Genomic DNA, 22,228 nt, shown 5'->3' on the forward strand with positions numbered 1-22,228 from the left:
TGGGTGTAGCTCATAGCGATTCCTCCGTCTGAATGTTTGTGTCGTAACTTCATTCTAAACGAGGCCATCGCTGTGGGCTTTTTTTTGCGTTCACGTTCAGATGTTGCACTTAATTTTATAATTCATCATATACAAAAAAACCGTCTGTTCGCATGAAGCGATCAAACGGACTCAGTCGTTAGTCAAATAGCGGGCCAGATTGTCGAGCGTGGAGTGAAGTCCGGTGTCATGATCTAGTTTCTGAATCCCCGGTGGGACGTTCTCACAAACGATTGTAACGCGTGTTCCTCCATCGAGTGCCTCCAAATACCACGTCTGAATCATCTCTCCAGCAAAGGCCGGGTCTGCTGACTCGAATGTACCCACCTGCACAATCTTGAGACCGGGGACGAGGTCAACAAAGCGTCCTTTCGACACATCGGTCCGGTCCGTCGTTTTGCCGGATACGAGATCGGCTTCTTCATACGTGAGGACGAGCTGGTACGTGCCGCCAATCCAAGGCTCGAACACGGTCGCGCGAGCCGACATACCTTCCGGCGGTAGCCACTTGACGAGCTCCTTTTTGTCGAGAAACGCTTGATAAATTCGATCTGGTGGTGCCTCAATCCATGTCATGGCCGTATCAATCCGTCGATTCATCACTTATCACCCCTTACATGTCGTTATTGAATTCTCTATCAACTATTCGCGTACCCAATCACCAGTTCTCAGCCCTCGATACGAGTCATTGATTGAACTCGTTTTCGGTCCAACTTGCCTAAAGACGTATAGGGCAGCTCTTTAACGAAAGCGATTTCTCGAGGGATTTGATAGGTTGCCACTCGTGTGCGTAACCAGCTCAAAAGTGCTTCTTCAGTCATTTGTTTATCAGAATATAATTGGACGTATGCCTTCAGAATTTGGCCAGCGTAGACATCGTCTACACCGATGACAGCGACGTCTTCGACACTCGGATGGGTGCACAGCGCAGCTTCGATTTCCGACGGATAGATGTTGTTGCCGGCTGAAATGATCAAGTCGTCTGTCCGTCCACATAAAAAATAATACCCGTTCTCGTCCCGATAACCCATATCGCCCGTTTCAATCCAGAGGTCTGGGCTATTTTTCATGGACCATGTATTCCGAATGCAAAATTGACCGATCCTACCCGGTCCAACTTCTTTTCCGTCCATTACGACCTGCAATCGGTTTCCCGGAATTGCTTTTCCGAGCGTGTCTGGATGATCATATAAATCTTCGGGTGTCGCAATGATGTTCAAACCGGCTTCCGACGTCCCATATAGATTGTATAAGACATTCCCCAGATGATTGGTTACTTCACTCACTAAAACCGGATTTAGTTTTGCACCCCCAGACGCAATGCAAGCCAAGGAACCAAGCGCTTCTTGGTCGTGCTTCAACATTTTATGGACCATCAAAGGAACGACCGTGACCACTTCGACTTGATGCTGCCGAATGAGGGCGCATGCGTGTTTCGCATCAAAGCTCTCTTGCATGACAACTTTCTTTCCCAGAGCAAGAAAGGATAATAGGACAGCGATCCCATAGCCATGGTAAATCGGCGTGGCGATATAGGCCGTATTGTAGGTTGGCAGCTGCAATCGGTTCAGTAAAGCCGCAAACGGATGGAGGAAGTTAAACAGGGACGGACGGTGAATCACTTGTTTCGGCTTCCCAGTCGTGCCACCGGTCAACAGCACAATCTTTCCGCTGGATGAAGCCGTCAGTTTGGCTTTTTGGTGTGAAGCCGACGTTGACAACCTGTTGATGGATTCTTGCGTTTCATGATAACTGACGAGTTTTGCATGCTGATAGGACGATTTTTCAATCAATCCACGAAATTCTTCGTCGTAAATCAGGAAGTCGAAGAGATGTTCTTGTACGAGCCGGTCGAACTGCTGTTGACTCATGGCACAATTGAGCAAATATACATCTGCGCCGAGCCGCGATGCAGCAAAAATGCCTTGCACGAACGACGCGTGGTTTTTACAGAAGAACGCCACTTTATGGCCTTTCACAATCCCATACCTCTCTGCTAAAAGAGAAGCTAGATGTTCACAGCGCTTCTTCAACTCCTCATAATTGATTGTTCCCCGACCATCCACCAAAGCAATCTTTTGGCCGCCTGTCTTTTCCGTCAATGCAAAAAGAAGCATCAGGTTGACACCGTTTTGACGGATTGCCAAGCAAAGACGTCCTAAGTTCGATAAGGAAAGAAAATTGAGCTGCGACAATATGTTCAACAAATTAAACATTGCTTCTGTCACGCTCCTTTTTCTTGACTAACTTGAGAACGATAAAGGATAACGGTGACCTGAAAACGACTGAAGCCCATTGACCTAGAATCAGCCACCACGGTTTATAGACGTTCCGTTTCGTATACAAGGCGTGACCAATCATTTCCGCCACGTGAACCGGTGACATGGCGGGAGAGTTCTGGTAAGCAATCGTCGGTTCGATCATCGGTGTCCTCACGAGCGGCAAGTAAATCGAAGTGGTGTATATGTTTTTGACTTTCAGTTCCGGCTCCGCCGAGCGCAACCACGTATCAAACGCGGTTTTAGACGCCTGGTAGGCAGCCCAGTAAGGTACAGGCAAGAGCAAGACGTTGATTGTAGAGACGTTGATAATTTGTCCGTTCTTTTGGGCAAGCATCGGAATGAGCGAGAGCAATAACTGGACCGGGGCAAAATAATTGAGTGCCATCGTACGTGTGAAGTCATGGTAACGATCTAGCGATTGGACAATTGGACGGTTGATGGAGATGCCGGCGTTGCTGACGACAACATCCAATCCGTCCGGCAATTGGTTCAGAAATGCCAGCAATTCGATTCGTTCCTCTTCGTTTCGCAAATCTGCCGGGAATACCGTCACACGGGCTGAAACCTGTTCAATGTCGTCTTTCATGGCGTTCATGTTTGCTTCGCTGCGGGCCACTAGAATCAGGTGCGCAGTCGTATCCGCTAACAGATAGGCGAACGCCTTGCCGATTCCTGAACTCGCTCCAGTGATTAGGATCGTCTTCCCGTCCACTTCTTGTTTCATCTTTTCGAAATGAAAGGAAGGCGATAAAAATAGAAACTTCTCCAAAAGCGTGTAGTTATGCATATAGCCAGCACCTTTTTATAAAATATTGTGATTGAATCAGGAATCACTGTTGACTTAATGTTCAAGATACATATCCAAATGCAACAGCTCGTCTCGAAGCGGTGACAAATCTTTTACCGAATGGACCCCCATCATATAGTCGTATCCGAAGAACACCTTGAACGTGTATTGTTTGTCTGACTCATTCTCTTTATACTCTAACTCGGCATAAAGCGTATTCCGGAACATGAGGCGAAACATGTTCGGGACTTGGTCTCGGGACAAGACCTTTCCTGGCTTCACTTTTTTACGAAGTTCTCTCATCCGGATCGGATAAAGCTCATTGAACGCGTGTTGCGAAAAAGGTCGATAGTCATAGTCGCGTCGTTCTAGATAGGAGACGGTCAATGTCTTTACGCCTAAATAGAACATGATTTGCTCAATCGCTTTGACGTAATTCGATTCCACGCGGAGATATTCCTCCAATGTGAAGACGACTCCGTCAAACGTTCGGAGGATGTCCGTGATTTCCGTCCACTCGTCAATTTTTCCTCTCGTTTCAGGATGATATTTGGTTATGCTATAGATGTTCACATAGTCACCTAGCCTGTTCCTTTGTTTTGTGTGTAGTCTAAAAAAAGGACACGACAGTAGAGTCGTGTCCGATTATGCGCCGACGATGGCGTCGTGATTCCCTTTTGTCCATCCATAGGCGACTTCACGGAGGGCAAGTTCCCCGAACAAGCGCTCTTTCGCATCGATGACCTGCCCATCACGTTGCTCATAGAACGTGCGGTACGGGTTCAATTCAAGCGCCCAGATGATGAGCCCGTGATTCGACATCGCTTGGACCGCTCGCTCGAGCAGGAGCGAGCCAATCCCGTTGCGTTGATGGTCCTCTAAAATGTAAATCGCATAAATTTCATTGCGATGATCCGGATAGTCGCCGGTCCGCTCTTCCCCGTAAAGGACGAACCCGACGATTTCCTCTTCGACGATGGCGACGAACCCTTCGACTTCGCGTTTGGCGAGGGCGCTGCGGACCTTTTCAGACCACTCGATCGCGTTCGAACCGAGCTTCAAAAGAAAGTCGGCCGGCACAATCCCCCGATAGGTCGTGCGCCACCCGTTCACCCTCACCCGCGCAATCCCGTAAGCGTCTTTCGGCTCGGCTTTCCGTATGAGCATCCGTACCCCTCCTTACCCGTTCAATTTACAAGTATTTTACCACAAATCATCCAACTGAAATCACAGTTCTTCCAGATTTGACTGACAATCATTTGACAAAAAACGACCGTAGGATAGCCTACGGTCGTAAAGGTTAAGCGACGTTACGCGTCGTTGTAGCTTGCGTGTCCGTCAATGGTTTTTTCAAGAATGACAAGAGCAATGCTCCAATCAAGGCTCCCGCAAGAATCGCAAGGGCGTAAAGACCCATGCTCATAGCGACGTTTCCGGCTCCTTCAAGGAGTGGGAAGACGAAGATTCCGCCGTGCGGCGCTGGCAATTGGATGGCGAAGAAGGCTGACAATCCACCAGCGATGGCTGATCCGAGAATCGCTGACGGCAATACCCGAATCGGATCGGCCGCTGCGAACGGAATGGCCGCTTCTGTGATGAACGAGGCTCCCATGATATACGCTGTCTTCCCGGCTTCACGTTCTTGTTTCGAGAACTTTTGACGGGCGAATACAGTCGATGCGAGTGCGACGAGAAGTGGTGGCACCATCCCGCCGGCCATGACGGCCGCCATGACTTCTTGGTTACCGGCAGTAAGTGCCGCTGTACCGAAGACGTAGGCTGTCTTGTTGATTGGACCGCCCATATCGACGGCCATCATTCCACCAACGATAACACCGAGCAAGATGGCGTTCGCTCCGCTCATGCCGTTGAGTGTGTCCATCAACCATGTCATGAGTGCAGCGATTGGTTCGTTGACGACGAGCAACATGATCATCCCAGAGATGAATGAGCCGAGTAACGGATACAACAGGACTGGCTTGATTCCTTCAAGTGTGGCCGGCAACTTCGCGAGCGCTTTCTTCAAGAAGAGGACGACATAACCGGCAAGGAAACCGGCGATGAGTCCACCGAGGAATCCGGCGTTCCCTTGGCTGGCGAGTGCCCCGGCGACGAGACCTGGTGCGAGACCTGGACGGTCGGCAATCGACATCGCGATGAAACCAGCAAGAATCGGAACAAGGAAGCCGAACGCTGCGCCACCGATTGTCATGAGTTGGGCGGCGAATTCGTTGTATGACGGGTCATCCGGGTTAGCCGAGTTGATGCCCCAGAAGAAACTGAGGGCAATCAAGAGACCACCAGCGACGACGAGAGGAAGCATCGCAGATACCCCGCTCATCAAGTGCTTGTAGATACCGGTGCGCTGTTCTTTTTGCTGACCTGACTTCCCAGTCGCTTGATAGACCGGTCCATCTTGTTTCACAGCACGATTAATCAACTCTTCTGGCTTCCGGATCCCTTGGGCGACCGGGACTTCAATGACGTGTTTACCCGCGAAACGATCCATCTCGACGGCTTTATCAGCCGCGACGATGATGGCTGTCGCTTTCGCAATATCAGCCGCTGTCAATTCATTCTTGACGCCGGTCGAACCGTTCGTCTCGACTTTGATATCGACACCCATCGCTTCCGCTTTCTGCTTCAAGCTATCGGCGGCCATGTACGTGTGAGCGATACCCGTTGGACAAGCCGTGACAGCAAGGATGTAAGGTGCATCGGCTTGAACCGGTTTCGAAGCAACAGGAGCCGCCTCAGCCGCTTCTTTTTCTTCGATGGCCCGAATGACGTCATCTTCTGACGTGGCTGCATAGAGACGTTCTTGGAACGCTGGATCCATAAGGAAGACAGATAATTTCGAGAGTGTTTCCAAGTGTTCGTTATTGGCGTGTTCTCCAGCGGCGATCATGAAGAACAAGCGGCTGTTTTGGCCGTCGAGTGCTTCGTAATCGATGCCTTCCGAGCGTCCAAAGGCGATGGCCGGTTGTTTGACGGCCTTCGTCTTCGCGTGCGGGATGGCAATCCCTTCACCGAGTCCGGTCGTACTTTGTGCTTCACGTGCGAGGATGGCGTCGCGGTAGCCGTTACGATCCGATAGTTTGCCAGCGCGGTCGAGCACGTCGACGAGTTCTTCGATGACTTCGGCTTTCGAACGGCTGCGGAGATTCAGTTGAATCGTGTCCTTTTTAAGAAGGTCCGTGATATTCATGTTGTTTCCTCCAATCGAGATAGTGGGATGACGCTGACTTCGCCGACCAGGCGGTCCACGTCTTCTTTTGTGCACAGCCCGAACGTATATGCAGACGCGCTGCCGGTCGTGACCGCATAGCGGAACGCTTCGGTTGCGTCGTGGTCGAGAATGTTGGCGACGAATCCGGCGACGAGTGAATCGCCTGCTCCTACCGAGTTGACGAGTTTGCCGCTCGGTGTGTTCGCCGTATAGGCGCCTGAATTGTTGACGAGCATCGCACCGTCACCGGCGAATGAGACGATGACGTTTTGGGCACCGCGTTCGACCAACTGCTCCGCATACGGGAGCGCCTGTTCGAACGTCTCGATGTCTGTATCGAACAGTTCACCAAGTTCATGGTGGTTCGGTTTAATCATGAGCGGATTGAGTGAGAGGACTTCGAGCATCGCTTCCTTCGTCGTATCGACGACGAACTCGGCACCGTTTGCCCGCACCGTCTCAGCGAGCGTGCGGTAGAGTGTATCCGGCAGATTGCCCGGAATGCTTCCGGCGAGGACGACGATGTCGCCCGGTTGAACGTGATCGAACTGACGCGTCAACCGTTCAAGTTCCGTGTCCGAGATGACCGGGCCGCTCGCGTTCAATTCCGTCTCTTCTTGCGCTCGAATCTTGACGTTGATGCGCGTCTGACCATCGACTTCGACGAAATCGGTTTGGACGCCCTTGTCGGTCAGCGCCTTCTTGATGAAGTCTCCCGTCGTGCCGCCGACGAATCCTAACGCGACTGTGTCGACGTCATATTCACGTAAGACGAACGCGACGTTGATGCCTTTTCCTCCGGCCCGCTGCGTCGTCTCTTGAATCCGGTTGACTTCACCGAGGACGACTTCAGGGAGCGTCACGTAATAATCGATTGAGGGGTTCAGTGTTAACGTGTAAATCATTGGGCGTTCACCACCTTTGTGATTGATTGAATTGAACTGACGCTTGTCGAGTCGCTCCATGTGACGAGTGTAGCCGCTTCGAGCGGAGCCACCCGACTGAACGAACGTTTCCCGAATTTTGAATCGTCCGCCAAAATGTACGCCTCGCGAGCCAGTTCGATTGCTGTTTTTTTGACGAGTGCCTCTTCCGGGTCTGGGGTTGTGTACCCGGCCTCTAGGTCGACGCCATTGATGCCAAGAAAAGCGAGGTCGACCCGATAGTTCATCATGCTCTCCCGAGCGTTATAGCCGACGAGTGCCTGTGTCGACCGTTTCAACTCACCACCGATCACGAACGTCTTGATATCGAGGTCGAACAAGTCGTTGGCGATTGGTAAACTGTTCGTCACGACGATGACGTCTTTTCCATCTAAAAAAGGAACCATCGCTTGCGTCGTCGTCCCAGCATCGAGATAGACGGACATCCCGTCTTCGATGAATGTCGCGGCCTTCCGTGCAATCGCGACTTTTTCATCGACGTGCTGATCTCGTTTCTCCTCGAACGTCGGCTCTTCTTCGTAGCGGGCCACGAGCGTTGCGCCGCCGTGTACCCGTTCGAGATAACCTTCTGCTTCGAGGTCGGTCAAATCCCGGCGAATCGTCGACTCCGACGATGCCGTCAACTCGACCAATTCTTTCAATTTGACAATCTTTTGCTCCGACAGACGTTGCAAAATCAGTTGATGTCGTTGCTTCGTTAACATCATATTCCCTCCGTAGCTCTAATATAAAGCGTTTTCATTTAAAAAACAATCATAAACATTCAAAAACATTCATCTTTTTTTACGTTTTCACAATTATAACATAAAAAACGGTCACTTAGTGACCGTTTTTGACAGTTCATTATCGTTTCATCAACCAATCGTTCAATCGGCGAATGAGTTCGGGATGAAGCGGTGCCTCAATGGCGTTTCGATATTCCTTATGCAATGTGAGGAGCGCGTGCGGACTCGTCCGTTCGACGAGCAAGTGGTTCATGTTGTGGATGATGTGGCTGTCGATGTCCCCTTTCGTCCGAATCGAGTGGACATGCTCCGGCGGGACTTGGACATCGCGGTCACCGGTCAGGGCGAGCACCGGGACCCGCACATGTTCGAGTCGCTCGCGGACGTCATACGACGCATGCTCGCGAATCCATTTGGCGTTCACGACTTGGCCGCGGTACTTGAAGGCGGCGACGTTCGTCCGCAGCGACCGTTCGAGCAAATCGTCTTGGCGCTGGCGAATCTTCTTCGGGACGCCGGTCAATCGATAGAACACGCCCTTGAGTCCTTTCACCGAACCGACTTCAGTTGCGAGTGCGTCGGCTTGCAGCAAGAACATCTTCTTCGAGGAATCGTTGAATCCGGCAAGAAGAAGCAGTCCGGCCGCGTTCGTCTCGAGCTGGACCGCCGGGGCAATCACTGCCCCTTCGCTGTGACCAAGCACATACATGTCACTTGCGTCCGGCTCCTGTTTGATGGCGTTGACGACGGTGATCGCATCTGTAACCAAATCGTGCAGCCCGACTTTATTGAAATCACCGTCCGATTCACCGATGCCTTGTTTATCATAGCGGTAGACGTTGACACCCATCTCAAAGAGCGCCTCGGCCAGCTTTTTATATGTGCCGAATTGGGATGGTCCAAGATTGCCGTCCCGGTCGCTCGGCCCACTCCCGCTGAGCAGGACGACCGTCTTACGGGGTTCGCCGTGGGTCATCCACGTACCGACCAGTTGTCCATAATTCGTTGTCACGTTCAGTTGTCGTTCCATTGTATCGCCTCCCCTTTCATCATACCGAAGTATTTAAGAGAGGACGAGTGTTTATCCGTAAAGAAAAGACGTTCTTATTAGGAACGTCTCGGGGAAAATCGTTTCATTGAGTAATCAGCCACTGCTTCAACCATTCAACTTGCTCTTCCATCACTTCATTGGATAGACGATCTAGATTATCGTATTCAGTATGCAATTCATAAACCGCCAACCGCGAATCGCTCAGGACGGCTAGAGGTAAGTCAGTTTCTCCGTAGCTGTCCAGACTTGAACTGCCTAATATCGTCACATCAAGTGCGTCGAACGGTTCTGTCTCTAAAAAGGAGTGGCGTTTCATCCCAATCGTTCGAATGTAAAGTGGGTCGTCCCCCGTTCCCATGGCATCTAACTGCAGAATCGTCTTCAACGATGGTTGACGCTCTTTCAATTGAGCGAGATAGTCATCACTTGCCTCTTCTCCAAACCCACTACCATTTAAAAAAACGTAGCGGATTGTGGCATCGGTTTTCACACCGTCCCTCTTTTCTAATAAATGATAAAGGACGGAAGACCCACTAACGCTTGATAGGACATGATCCCCTTTCCACGAAGCGTCAAGGCGAGACATGATGACAATTTCTTCATCCCCTTCCCCTTGTTGTACATACTCTATATACGGTATTTCTTCGAGGTACGGTTCGATGACAATCATTTCGCCATCACGAAAAGCTTTGGCCGCCTCTCCATCGACTCCGGTACCCCCAATCGGTAATGTATAGGAAACAATCACGAAGCCGCTCTCATCCGGTTCATTTGGATGCGGTGTAATGACGTAACCGGCTGCCCCTGTTTCAGCGAGTTTACCTAAGTAACGGTTGCCCGCTTCATCATTATCGATGACCCCGTAATAATCTGACGTATAGGCCGTATGCGACTTTTCGAGAGAAGTGTCTGTCATCGGCAACACGATCACTTTGCCTTCTACTTGTTCGATGGGGTCATCCCAGTTCATATGTAAAAGTTCACCTTCGATCTCCTGTTCGAGCGCCATGCTCGAGTATCCTTCAAAATAATCGTCGCCTAGATAAATGTCCGTCCAATAAGTAGAGCGCTGGACGTAATGGACGATACTCTTCGCACTCACTTCTAGCTCTGTACCAAATGTGTCAAAAACTCAAAACTATCGTAACTATCTGCATCTCGATCTTGTGACGCAAAATATTCAGCCATCTCATAAGGACTTGTTGATGAGAGCGGATTGAAATAAAGAAAAACGGTAAATAGTGCCGACAGTAAGCTGTACATAATTGTCATCTGCGTATCTCCATGAAAAAAAACTCATCAATAAATGGTTGTATTATCCTATTATATTAAGTTATCTGACAATTGTATATTTCTTTTTCACAAAAAACGGCCTCCCTCTGAATGAGGGAAACCGTTTTGATCGGTGCAAGACTTATACACCTTCGTATGCAGCGTACATGATCTCTTTCAATTCTTCGACGAGCGGCATTTTCGGATTGGCCGTCGTACATTGGTCTTCGAACGCGTCGACTGCCATCTTGTCGACTTTCGCGTCGAGCTCCGCTTTCTTGATGCCTTGGGCTTTGAACGAGAGTTTGATGTTCAAGCGCTGACCGAGCTCGATGACAGCTTGAATGAGTGACTCGACGCCTTCCTCAGTCGTGCTGGCTGGAAGTCCGAGGTAGCGCGCGATTTCTGCGTAACGCTCGTCGGCGATGAATGACTCATATTTCGGGAACGCCGCGAGTTTCGATGGGCGTGTCGCATTGTAGCGGATGACGTGCGGCATGAGGATCGCGTTCGTCCGTCCGTGTGGGACGTGGAACTCGCCACCGATTTTGTGTGCGATCGAGTGGTTGATACCGAGGAACGCGTTCGCGAACGCCATACCAGCCATTGTCGATGCGTTGTGGACTTTCTGACGCGCTTCGGCGTCACTTCCGTTCTCATACGCTTTCGGGAGGTAATCGAAGATCATCTTCATCGAACGAAGCGCGAGTCCGTCTGTATAATCGTTAGCCATGACTGAGACGTACGCTTCGATGGCGTGTGTCAACACGTCCATTCCTGTATCGGCCGTGATTGATGCTGGGACCGTCATGACGAACTCAGGGTCGACGATGGCGACGTCCGGTGTGATCGCGTAGTCAGCGATCGGGTATTTGACGTTGCGTTTCTTATCCGTGATGACCGTGAAGGGTGTCACTTCAGAACCCGTGCCTGATGTTGTCGGGATGGCGACGAACATCGACTTGTTACCGAGCGTCGGGAACTTGTACGTCCGCTTGCGGATATCCATGAATTTTTGGCGAAGGTTCGAGAACTTCTCTTCTGGGCGTTCGTAGAAGAGCCACATGCCTTTCGCGGCATCCATTGGTGATCCACCGCCGAGTGCGATAATCATATCTGGTTGGAAGTGACGCATCGCTTCGGCACCGCGCATGACCGTCTCAACTGACGGGTCTGGCTCGACTTGGTCGAAGATGCGGTACTCGATGCCAGCAGGCAAGTTTTTGACGACTTTATCGGCAAATCCGAGTTTGACCATCATTTCATCCGTGACGATCATCGCCCGTTTTTTCGATGTGAGCGATTGAAGGTACTGGACTGAGTTTTTCTCAAAGTAAATCTTTTCAGGGACTTTAAACCACTGCATATTCACGCGACGTCTCGCCACCTTTTTCACGTTGAGTAGATGTTTCGCCGTCACGTTCTCAGAGACGGAGTTTTTACCGTACGACCCACAACCGAGTGTGAGTGATGGTGTCATTTCGTTATAGAGGTCACCGATACCACCGTGTGCCGTTGGCGAGTTGACGATGATGCGGCAAGCTTTCATCCGGAGTCCGAAGGCGAGGATGGCGTCGTCGTCAGTCGAGTGGATCGCTGCCGTATGTCCGAGACCACCGATTTCAAGCATCTTCTCAGCGATAGCAAATCCTTCTTCACGCGATTGGACTTTATAAGCACCGAGCACCGGGCTGAGTTTCTCGTGTGAGAGCAACTCTGTCGCACCGACCGTCTCGAGTTCGGCGATCAAGATTTTTGTATCGGCCGGGACTGTGAGTCCAGCTCGTTCGGCGATCCAGGCTGCCGGCTTCCCGACGATTTCCGGGTTGACCGCACAAGAGTCTGTTTTGATAACGAGTGTCTCGAGTTTCGCTTTCTCTTCTGGTGAGCAGAAGTAGCAACCGAGCGCCGTCATTTCCGCTTTCACTTCTTCATACACTTCTTGGTCGACGATAATTGCTTGTTCAGATGCACAGATCATGCCGTTATCGAACGTTTTCGACAAGATGACGTCCGAGATGGCACGTTTCACTTTTGCTGTTTTGTCGATGTAGGCCGGAACGTTACCAGGACCGACGCCAAGGGCTGGTTTACCAGTCGAGTAGGCTGATTTGACCATCGCCGCTCCACCAGTTGCGAGGACCATGGCAACACCTGGGTGGTTCATGAGCGCTTTCGTCGCGTCGAGTGACGGTTTTTCGACCCATTGAATCAAGTGTTCCGGAGCTCCCGCTTCGATGGCTGCGTCACGAAGGATCCGTGCCGCTTCACTTGAACACTGTTGTGCCGACGGGTGGAAACCGAAGATGATCGGGTTACGTGTTTTGATGGCGATGATTGCTTTGAACATCGTCGTTGATGTCGGGTTCGTGACCGGTGTGACCCCGGCGACGACTCCGACTGGTTCCGCGATGTACGTGATACCGTTTTGCTCATCGTCCTCGATGACGCCGACCGTCTTCTCGCCACGGAGTGAGTTATAAATATATTCTGTCGCAAAGATGTTTTTGATCATTTTATCTTCAAACACACCGCGACCGGTTTCTTCATATGCATGTTTCGCGAGGGCGACGTGTTGTTCGAGACCTGCGAGCGCCATCGCTTGAACGATTGCATCGATTTTCTCTTGGTCGAACGTCATCAATGTCTCGAGCGCCGTGTGGGCTCTAGTGACGAGCGTGTCGACCATCTGTTCTGCTGATGTTTCTACTACTGCTTTCTCTTTAACTGCCATGTTGGTTTCCTCCTCATGAATGAGAGCTTATACTGTTGACTTGATGGAGAGCACGGGGCAATCAATTGGTTCGAGAAGAGTTTGTGCTTTCCTTCACATTCATAGAATACAACGTTTCTCGCATTTTGTGCGTGACAACAATGTGAACTCTTTCACAATATTTTTCAGGGGAATGAGGATAGGGCTTGCTTTTTCATATGTCGCTCAGTAAAATCGAATGCGTTTTCATGAAAATAAAGCAGATGCGATATGAAAACGCTTACATACGTTGTGTCCATGATGGGGCGAATGCGCTGTGCAAAATGTCACGGGATGAGGATTGGTCGTCCAGCCTGCGCTCGGTCGTGTATAATGAAGAAAGAACCTAATTAGGAAGTGACATGATTATGCCGAGACAAGACGCATCCGATCAGTTCGTGAAACTGATCCCATTTATTCGCCGGAAGTTGTTACGTCGTTCCGACCTTCCGCAAATCCCAAACTTAAACTTTTCCCACTTTCATCTCCTCATGTTGATTGAAGATGAAGGCGCGGTCACGAACGGACACATCAGTGAGACGTTATCGATTGCCCCGCCGAACGTGACGCCGCTCATCACGAAGCTCGTCGATGAGGGCTACATCACCCGCGTCCCGGACGAACGCGATCGCCGCGTCATCTGGAATCAACTGACCGAAAAGGGCGAACTCGTCCTCCGCGAGCGTCGCGATTCGTTCCGTCGCCTGTTCGAGGACCGTCTCGCGTTTCTGAACGAGGAAGAGACGGACCGCCTGATCGACAGTTTGAAGACGTTGACGGAGATCGTCGAGAAGATGGATAAAAGCGAGGGATGATTTTTGCTCGTCAACATCCACGTCTTCTTATATAATCGAGGATGAATCAATCGAACAATGGAAAGAGAGATGACATGTAATGGGTCGTAAATGGAACAACATTAAAGAGAAAAAGGCGTCAAAAGACGCCAATACGAGTCGCATCTATGCGAAGTTCGGCCGTGAAATCTACGTAGTCGCCCGTCAAGGGGAACCAGATCCAGAATCAAACCAAGCACTCAAGTTCGTCGTCGAACGAGCGAAAACGTACAACGTCCCGCGCGCAATCATCGACCGTGCTATCGACAAAGCGAAGGGCGGCGACGAAGAGAACTTCGACGAGCTCCGCTATGAAGGATTCGGACCGAACGGCTCGATGCTCATCGTCGACACGCTCACGAACAACGTCAACCGGACGGCGTCTGAAGTCCGCGCCGCTTTCGGTAAAAACGGCGGCAACATGGGTGTCAGCGGGTCGGTCGCTTACATGTTCGACGCGACGGCCGTCATCGGTGTCAACGGCATGTCTGCCGACGATGTACTCGAACTCATGATGGAGCACGACCTCGACGTCCGTGATGTCATCGAAGAAGATGAGACGGTGATCGTCTATGCGGAACCAGAAGCGTTCCATGCCGTCCAGACTGCCTTCAAAGCAGCAGGCATCGAGACGTTTGAAGTCGCCGAGTTGACGATGCTGCCCCAAAACGAGATTACCCTCGACGACGAGTCGAAAGAACAGTTTGAAAAATTACTCGACGTCCTCGAAGACCTCGAAGACGTGCGCCAGGTATACCATAACGTTGAAGGATGACGAACGAGCGATAACTTTTCGGAGTTATCGCTTTTTTTGAACAATCGATTTGACAACCCGAAACACGTATGTTAAATTTCAAAAGTCTTTATCATATTAAAGTGATAACAAGAGAAAGAGTTTTGAATGAAAGGTGTTGGAAATGATGAATGCTGTCTTATTAGCTGTTATCGTATTATTCGCGCTCGCGATCAGTCGCGTGCACATCGTCTTGTCACTCATCCTTGCCGCCGTCGTCGGTGGTCTAGTCGGAGGTCTCGGATTCAATGAGACGTTGACCGCCTTCAGTGACGGGCTCGGCGGAGGTGCGACAATCGCCCTCAGTTACGCGTTGCTCGGCGCCTTCGCCGTCGGTCTATCAAAAACTGGACTCCCAGACATCCTGGCTGAAAAGTTAATCAGCATGTCAGGACGCGACGTCACTGGCAAAAGTGTGACACGGGTCAAGGCGCTATTGCTATCGTTCTTATTACTTCTAGCGATAAGTTCACAAAACGCGCTACCGATTCACATCGCGTTCATCCCGATCGTCATCCCGCCGCTCCTCGTGCTGTTTAACGAGTTGAAGCTCGACCGCCGGCTCGTGGCGACGATTCTCACATTCGGTCTCGTCACCCCGTACATGTTACTCCCGGTCGGATTCGGTGGCATTTACTTGAACGAGATTTTGCTGCCGAACGTGGAAACGAACGGCATGACCGTCGGTGATGTCAACATCGTCAGCATCATGGCCATCCCGGCGCTCGGAATGCTCGTCGGTCTCATCACTGCCTTCTTCCACTATCGGAAGCCGCGTTCGTATGAGACGATTCAACTCGGACCAAGCGACTATGAGGTCCGGACGTTGAGCCCGCTCAAGATTTGGCTCACGGCCGCTGTCATCCTCGTCGTGCTCGTCGTACAGCTTCAAACCGAGTCGATGATCGCCTCGGCCGTCACAGGACTCATCTTGTTGACGTTGCTTCGCCTCATCCCTTGGTCAGAGGCCGATGACATCTTCACGAGCGGCATGCGCATGATGGCTTTTATCGGTTTCGTCATGATCGCAGCGAGCGGTTTCGCCGCCGTCATTCGCGCGACCGGTGCCATCGAACCGCTCGTCAGTGGTGCGAGCGGCATTATGGGTGACTCACAATTCGTGGCCGCACTCGTCATGCTCCTCGTCGGACTCGTCATCACGCTTGGCATCGGTTCGAGTTTCTCGACGGTTCCGATTATCGCAGCCATCTTCGTCCCGCTCTGCATCCAATACGGTTTCTCGGTCGAGGCGACAATCGCCATCATCGGGACGGCCGGTGCACTCGGTGACGCCGGTAGCCCGGCGAGTGACTCGACACTCGGACCAACGAGCGGCTTGAACGCCGACGGTCAACACGATCACTTGCGTGAGACGGTGTGGCCGACGTTCCTCCACTACAATATCCCGCTCATCATCTTCGGCTTGATTGTCGCCATGGTACTGTAATCACTTCCGATTGCGCCGAGCGTAAATCGTGCCGAGCAAGACGAGCACGAGTAAGAACCAAATCCCGGTATACATGAGGATCTCGATAATCATTGCTAATTCCTCCTAAATGTCCATGTAAAAAGGAGCGACGAAATCGTCGCTCCTTTTTATGATGAAGTTTTTAGCTGTTGTTGACAAGTGTTCAAGTATCCGTCGACGGTATCCGCGACTTCGCGGCCTTCCCGGATTGCCCAAACAATCAAGCTTTGTCCCCGTCTCGCATCCCCTGCGACAAACACACCCTCGACGTTCGACGTATAGTCATGGTTCGCCTCGATGCCGACTTTCCGGAGTTCACGCTCCGGTCGTTCGAATCCGATGGCGACAAGCACGAGATCGGCTGGATACGTCTCGACCGAACCGTCGACGACGAAGAACGTCGCCTTTCCGTCCGGTTTGACGATTTTCTCCATCCGCTCCGTCTCAATCCCGACGACCCGGTCCCCTTGTTTGATGACCCGGTTCGAGCGAATCAAATATGTGCGCGGGTCACGGTCGAAGTGTTCGATTGCTTCCGCATAGGCGTAATCGGTCGATAACGTGTCCGGTTGGAGCGGCCATGGCTTCTCCGGCGCCCGGAACATGCCTTTCTCCGGATGCTTCCCGAACTGCGTCACCGACTTGGCTCCTTGACGGATCGCCGTCGCCACACAGTCCGCGCCCGTGTCCCCGCCACCGATGACGATGACGTCTTTCCCGTTGGCGTCGAATCGAGCGTCGAGCGATTTCCCGCCGAGCGAACGCGTCGACTCGGTCAAATAATCCATCGCCGGCTCGACGCCTGTGGCATCATCCCCATCGATGCCGAGCGTACGCTGTTTTTGAGCTCCCGTGGCGAGAATGACGGCATCGTACGTGTGACGAAGTGACTCGATGGTCACATCGGTCCCGACGTTCACGCCCGTCTTGAAGCGAATCCCCTCCGCCTCAAGCAGACGTACACGACGTCGGACGACATCTTTCTCGAGCTTCATATTCGGGATGCCATAGAACAACAGGCCACCCGCCTCATCCGCTTTCTCATAAATCGTGACCGCATGGCCGAGCTGATTCAACTGATCGGCCGCTGCGAGCCCGGCCGGCCCGCTGCCGATGATGGCGACACGGCGTCCGGTCCGCTTCACGACGTGACGAGGTTTGACCCAGCCTTCCTCGAAGGCGCGGTCGATAATCGTCCGCTCAATCGATTTGATGGCGACCGGGTCTTCGCTGATACCGAGCGTACAAGATCCTTCACACGGCGCCGGACAGACACGACCCGTGAACTCCGGGAAGTTATTCGTCTCCATCAACCGTTCATAGGCTCGATACCAGTCCTGATCCGTTACGAGCTTGTTCCACTCCGGAATCAAATTGTGAATCGGGCAACCGATCGTCTCTTGTCCAATCATATCCCCGACGTGACAGAACGGGGTGCCGCAATCCATGCAGCGCTCGGCTTGTTTGACGATTGGTCCGTCTTCCATGCGGGAAGCGTATTCTTTATAATCATGAACCCGTTCGACGACTGAGCGCTCCGGCAATGTCTGTCGTGGGATATCGATAAATTTATGTCTCATACTCCCCCTCCTTCAGTCACGACACGGAATAGTTCGAGGGCGCGGTCGGCGTCACTCAATTCCGGACGCGTCGCCTCGATGTGACGCATGACGTCAAGCACGTTCGCATAGTCACGCGGCACGATTTTGACGAAGCGTTTGCGTTCTTGCTCGAACGCCTCGAGCACAGCTCTCGCTTTGACACTGTCCGTATGGAACTGGTGCATCTCGAGCAGTGCATAAATTTGTTCGGCATCCTCGTCGGTCAACTCACGGTCGACCGAGACGAGTTCTTGGTTGACGAGCTGTTCGTACGCTTGGTCCCCGTACAGATAGGCGACCCCGCCCGACATCCCGGCACCGAAGTTACGCCCGATATCCCCGAGGACGACGACCGTGCCACCGGTCATATACTCACAGCCATGGTCGCCGACGCCTTCAGTCACGGCGACGGCACCGGAGTTCCGGACGGCAAACCGTTCTCCGACATGACCGTTGAAGAACGCCATCCCTGATGTCGCGCCATACAGGCAGACGTTACCGGCGATGACTTGTTCACTCTCTTCGAACGGGGCATGTTTCTCTGCGATGATGGCGAGCTTTCCACCGCTCAGGCCTTTGCCGACATAATCGTTGGCGTCACCGATGACCGAGATGGTGATCCCGTTCGGCAAGAAGGCGCCGAGGCTTTGTCCGGCCGAACCGCTGAGACGGAGTGAAATCGTGTCCTCGGCGAGTCCGACGTTGCCATGCACTTTCGTCACTTCATGGCCGAGCATCGTTCCGACGGCGCGGTCCGTATTGCGGACGCGCCCGACGAAGAACGTCGGTTGGAGCGATTTGATGGAACGGGAGACGGCCGGAATCAATTTGCGATGATCATAAGACTGATAGGCCGGATGGGCCAATTCCTCTTTCTCCGGCAAAGCCGTCGGAATCGACAGCATCGGCGTCAAGTCGAGCGTTTTCGCTTTCGGATGAGCTTGTTTCCAGGCACTCTCCTCCAACAAGTCCGTCCGCCCGATGACGTCACGAAGCGAGGTCGCTCCGAGCGAGGCTAAAATCTCCCGTACTTCCTCGGCGAGGAACGTCATCAAGTTGACGACATGTTCGGGCTTGCCCATGAACTTCGCACGCAACGCCGGGTCTTGGGTCGCGACACCGACCGGGCACGTATCGAGGTGACACGCCCGCATCATGATGCAACCGAGCACGACGAGCGGTGCCGTCGCGAACGCGTATTCCTCGGCCCCGAAGATGGCGGCGAGGACGATATCGCGCCCGGTCATGAGTTTGCCGTCAGTCTCGAGCGTGACGCGACCCCGGAGCCCGTTTAACGCGAGCGTCTGGTGCGTCTCGAGCAGACCGAGCTCCCACGGGAGTCCCGTATGCTTGATTGACGTCCGCGGCGACGCCCCGGTCCCACCGTCGTAGCCGCTGATGACGATCGTATCGGCGTTCGCCTTGGCGACACCGGCCGCGATTGTCCCGACGCCTGACTTCGAGACGAGCTTGACGCTGATTTTCGCGTTCGGATTGACATGCTTCAAATCGAAGATGAGTTGCGCCAAATCTTCAATCGAATAGATGTCGTGGTGCGGTGGAGGCGAGATGAGTCCGACGCCTGGGACGGAGCCGCGCACTTCGGCGACCCATGGGTAAACTTTGTTACCCGGCAGTTGTCCGCCCTCACCCGGTTTCGCCCCTTGCGCCATCTTGATTTGAATCTCATCGGCGTGATACAAGTACTCGGCCGTCACGCCGAAACGTCCACTCGCGACTTGCTTGATACGACTGACGCGTTCACTGCCGTCCTCATCAGGGGTGAATCGCTTCCGGTCTTCACCGCCTTCTCCGGAGTTGCTCTTGCCACCGATTCGGTTCATGGCGATGGCAAGCGTCTCATGGGCCTCTTTCGATAGAGAACCGAACGACATCGCTCCCGTCTTGAACCGACTGACGATTGATGCGACCGACTCGACCTCGTCGAGTGGAATTGCATCCTGTTGTTTAAAGGAGAACAATTGGCGCAAGAATTGACCTGACGACTCATGGAGCTTGACGTAGGCATCGTAATACCGGCGCTCGTTCTCGCGGCAGGCTCGTTGCAAGAGGTGAATCGTCTTCGGATTGAAGGCGTGTTCTTCCCCATCGGCGCGCCACTGGAAGTCGGTCCCGGCCTCGAGTGGTCGTTCGTGTTTATAGGCGGATTCGTGCTGCCGGCGCGACTCGTCTTCAAGTTCGGTGAAACCGACACCGGACAACTGTGACGTCGTACCGCGGAAGTGACGCTCAATCAAGGCGCGGTCGATGCCGACCGCCTCGAAGATTTGGGCGCCACGGTAACTTTGGACGGTAGAGATGCCCATCTTCGACATGATTTTGACGATGCCGTCGACAGAGGCCGTCTGATAGCGGCGGACCGCCTCGTCGAACGAGTAGGACAGCTGGCCCGCCTCGACCGCCTCGGCGATGGTCGCATAGGCGAGATATGGGTAGACGGCGTCGGCGCCGTAACCGATTAAGGCGGCAGCTTGATGGACTTCACGAACTTCGCCGCTCTCGGCGACGAGACTGCATGATGCCCGTAGATTGACGCGAATCAAATGTTGGTGGACGGCGCTCAATACGAGAAGCGCCGGCATGGCGAGCATATTTTCGTTCATGTTGCGGTCCGACAAGACGATGACGTCGACGCCGTCACGGATCAGACCGTCGACTCGCTCGAACAGCGTCTTTAGCGAAGCTTCCAAATCGTACGCATATGACGTATCGACCCGCTCGACGCGTAGTGTCTCGTTCACTTTCTCGAGCGCGGCCGCATCGAGGAACGGATGCTTGAGCCAGACACGACGGGCGTGACCTCGCCCGGTATGGACCGGGTTCGCTTGTGGCCCGAGCCATGTGAATGTCGCAGTGACAATTTTCTCACGCAACGCATCGATCGGCGGGTTCGTAACTTGGGCGAAGTGCTGTTTGAAGTAATGGAACAAAGAACGTGGCCGCTCGGATAACACCGCGACCGGTTGGTCATGTCCCATCGACCCGATTGGATCTTTTTTCTCGAGGATGAGCGGGACGAGATATTGTTCAATGTCCTCTTTCGTGTATCCGAACGCACGCTGCTTCCGATGCAGGTCGGCGACGAACGGCTCGTCGACCGGTCCATCGCTGAGCTCGGTCATCTGCTTCAACCATTTGCCGTACGGCTCGGCCCGTGCAATCGTCTGTTTGATTTCCGCGTCCGGGATGAGTCGTTTCGACTCCAAGTCGATTAACAACAGTTGCCCGGGACGAAGTCGTTGCTTCGACTTCACGTTCTCGGCTTGAACCGGGATGACGCCGCTCTCTGACGATAAAATGAGCTCGCCATCGAGCGTCTCGATATAGCGCATCGGCCGCAGTCCGTTCCGATCCAAGATGGCACCGATTTGACGGCCGTCCGTGAAGACGACACCAGTCGGTCCATCCCAAGGCTCCATGATCGACGAATGATATTGATAGAAGTCTTTTTTGAACGGGTCTATTTTCACTTCCGCGAACGGCTCAGGGATGAGCATCATCGCCGTATGGGCGATGGAACGCCCGGTCCGGGTGAAGAACTCGAAAGCGTTGTCGAGCATCGACGAGTCACTCCCCGTCTCTTGGAGGACCGGGAACAGCTGATTCACATCCTCGAACAAATCGGTCGAGGTCACGCCTTCGCGGGCCCGCATCGCATCGATGTTGCCACGGAGCGTATTGATTTCCCCGTTATGGACAATCATGCGGTTCGGATGCGCCCGTTCCCATGACGGGAACGTGTTCGTCGAGAAGCGGGAATGGACGATGCCGAACGTGCTCTTAAAGGACGGCGCCTGCAAATCGAGATAGAAGCGCTCGATTTGTTCCGGCGTGAGCATCCCCTTATAGACGATCGTCTTTGTCGACAAGCTCGGCATGTACAGGTTCAACGCTTCGGTCTTTTCAATCATCCGCCGGAGCTGATAGAGCGTCCGCTCGTTCGAGTCATAGTCCGCGAACGGGCACGAGACGAACCATTGATAGATGGTCGGCTGTGTCACGCGGGCATGTTCACCAATCGCATGTGGATTGACCGGGACTTCGCGCCAGGCGATGGTCGCAAAATCGAATTCGTCGGCGATTGCTTCCATCTGACGTTGCTTGTCCCGAAGTCTCGACTCATCCGGTTGGAAAAAGACCATTCCGACTGCATAGCGACCTGGCGTCGGCAAATTCATCGTCTCCAGGAACAGTTCGTGCGGCAGCTCGGTCATGATGCCCGCGCCGTCTCCCGCATCGATGACCCCTTGTCCGCCACGATGTTCTAGCTTGCAGAGCATCGACAGCGATTTACTAACGATGTCATGTTTTTTCTCTCCATTTAGGTTGACATATAGCCCAATGCCACATGCGTCTTTTTCGAATCGTGAATCGTACAAGCCTGTTCGCTTCATCGAATCAACCCCTCTCTCTCGATCTTGTTTCGTAAAT

Annotated in this window: 16 protein-coding genes; 3 read left to right on the forward strand and 13 right to left on the reverse strand. The window is 52.8% G+C overall.

Going from position 1 to position 22,228, the window contains the following annotated elements:
* Positions 1-171: 171 nt before the first annotated feature.
* From KNP80_RS02490 to adhE, 11 genes are all read right to left on the reverse strand, one after another.
* Positions 172-639 carry an SRPBCC domain-containing protein gene (locus KNP80_RS02490; RefSeq protein WP_214833537.1) on the reverse strand — a complete coding sequence of 156 codons (468 nt, stop codon included), beginning with the start codon at positions 637-639 and terminating at the stop codon, positions 172-174.
* Positions 640-707: 68 nt separating this feature from the next.
* Positions 708-2,186: a class I adenylate-forming enzyme family protein gene (locus KNP80_RS02495; protein ID WP_251132312.1), complete on the reverse strand. Its 1,479-nt coding sequence runs from the start codon at positions 2,184-2,186 to the stop codon at positions 708-710.
* Positions 2,187-2,247: 61 nt separating this feature from the next.
* Positions 2,248-3,108, reverse strand: a complete 861-nt coding sequence (locus tag KNP80_RS02500) for an SDR family NAD(P)-dependent oxidoreductase (RefSeq protein ID WP_214833541.1) — start codon at positions 3,106-3,108, stop codon at positions 2,248-2,250.
* A gap of 54 nt (positions 3,109-3,162) precedes the next feature.
* Positions 3,163-3,555, reverse strand: coding sequence for a hypothetical protein (locus KNP80_RS02505; protein ID WP_214833545.1), 393 nt, complete (start codon positions 3,553-3,555; stop codon positions 3,163-3,165).
* A 198-nt stretch (positions 3,556-3,753) separates the two neighbouring features.
* Positions 3,754-4,275, reverse strand: a complete 522-nt coding sequence (locus KNP80_RS02510) for a GNAT family N-acetyltransferase (protein WP_214833548.1) — start codon at positions 4,273-4,275, stop codon at positions 3,754-3,756.
* A 133-nt stretch (positions 4,276-4,408) separates the two neighbouring features.
* On the reverse strand, positions 4,409-6,316 hold the full coding sequence (locus KNP80_RS02515; protein ID WP_214833551.1) for a PTS fructose transporter subunit IIABC: 1,908 nt from the start codon (positions 6,314-6,316) through the stop codon (positions 4,409-4,411).
* Positions 6,313-7,242: a 1-phosphofructokinase gene (gene pfkB / locus KNP80_RS02520; protein WP_214832733.1), complete on the reverse strand. Its 930-nt coding sequence runs from the start codon at positions 7,240-7,242 to the stop codon at positions 6,313-6,315. The genes KNP80_RS02515 and pfkB overlap by 4 nt, the downstream gene beginning before the upstream one ends.
* On the reverse strand, positions 7,239-7,985 hold the full coding sequence (locus tag KNP80_RS02525) for a DeoR/GlpR family DNA-binding transcription regulator (RefSeq protein WP_029595570.1): 747 nt from the start codon (positions 7,983-7,985) through the stop codon (positions 7,239-7,241). The genes pfkB and KNP80_RS02525 overlap by 4 nt, the downstream gene beginning before the upstream one ends.
* A gap of 139 nt (positions 7,986-8,124) precedes the next feature.
* Positions 8,125-9,036 carry an alpha/beta hydrolase gene (locus KNP80_RS02530; RefSeq protein ID WP_214833554.1) on the reverse strand — a complete coding sequence of 304 codons (912 nt, stop codon included), beginning with the start codon at positions 9,034-9,036 and terminating at the stop codon, positions 8,125-8,127.
* A gap of 103 nt (positions 9,037-9,139) precedes the next feature.
* Positions 9,140-10,159: a zinc-binding metallopeptidase family protein gene (locus KNP80_RS02535; RefSeq protein ID WP_214833557.1), complete on the reverse strand. Its 1,020-nt coding sequence runs from the start codon at positions 10,157-10,159 to the stop codon at positions 9,140-9,142.
* A 312-nt stretch (positions 10,160-10,471) separates the two neighbouring features.
* Positions 10,472-13,063 carry a bifunctional acetaldehyde-CoA/alcohol dehydrogenase gene (gene adhE, locus KNP80_RS02540; RefSeq protein ID WP_214832739.1) on the reverse strand — a complete coding sequence of 864 codons (2,592 nt, stop codon included), beginning with the start codon at positions 13,061-13,063 and terminating at the stop codon, positions 10,472-10,474.
* A gap of 380 nt (positions 13,064-13,443) precedes the next feature.
* Here adhE and KNP80_RS02545 point away from each other — a divergent pair, with 380 nt between their 5' ends.
* The 3 genes from KNP80_RS02545 to KNP80_RS02555 all read left to right on the forward strand — a co-directional run bounded on the left by KNP80_RS02545 (position 13,444) and on the right by KNP80_RS02555 (position 16,154).
* Complete coding sequence (locus KNP80_RS02545; RefSeq protein WP_251132313.1) at positions 13,444-13,896, forward strand: MarR family winged helix-turn-helix transcriptional regulator; 453 nt, start codon at positions 13,444-13,446, stop codon at positions 13,894-13,896.
* Between the two features lie 79 nt (positions 13,897-13,975).
* The gene (locus KNP80_RS02550; protein WP_138859483.1) at positions 13,976-14,689 is read left to right on the forward strand and encodes a YebC/PmpR family DNA-binding transcriptional regulator; all 714 of its coding nucleotides are present in this window, start codon (positions 13,976-13,978) and stop codon (positions 14,687-14,689) included.
* Positions 14,690-14,834: 145 nt separating this feature from the next.
* Entirely contained in the window at positions 14,835-16,154 is a 1,320-nt protein-coding gene (locus KNP80_RS02555; RefSeq protein ID WP_214833560.1) for a Na+/H+ antiporter family protein, read from the forward strand.
* Between the two features lie 149 nt (positions 16,155-16,303).
* Here KNP80_RS02555 and KNP80_RS02560 read toward each other — a convergent pair whose 3' ends face one another.
* A complete protein-coding gene (locus KNP80_RS02560) occupies positions 16,304-17,755 on the reverse strand; it encodes a glutamate synthase subunit beta (RefSeq protein WP_214719678.1) in 1,452 nt (483 codons plus the stop codon).
* Complete coding sequence (gene gltB / locus KNP80_RS02565) at positions 17,752-22,191, reverse strand: glutamate synthase large subunit (protein WP_214832743.1); 4,440 nt, start codon at positions 22,189-22,191, stop codon at positions 17,752-17,754. The genes KNP80_RS02560 and gltB overlap by 4 nt, the downstream gene beginning before the upstream one ends.
* Positions 22,192-22,228 lie beyond the last annotated feature (37 nt).

Source organism: Exiguobacterium sp. E4787, assembly GCF_018618375.1.
Classification (GTDB): Bacteria; Bacillota; Bacilli; order Exiguobacteriales; family Exiguobacteriaceae; genus Exiguobacterium; species Exiguobacterium chiriqhucha.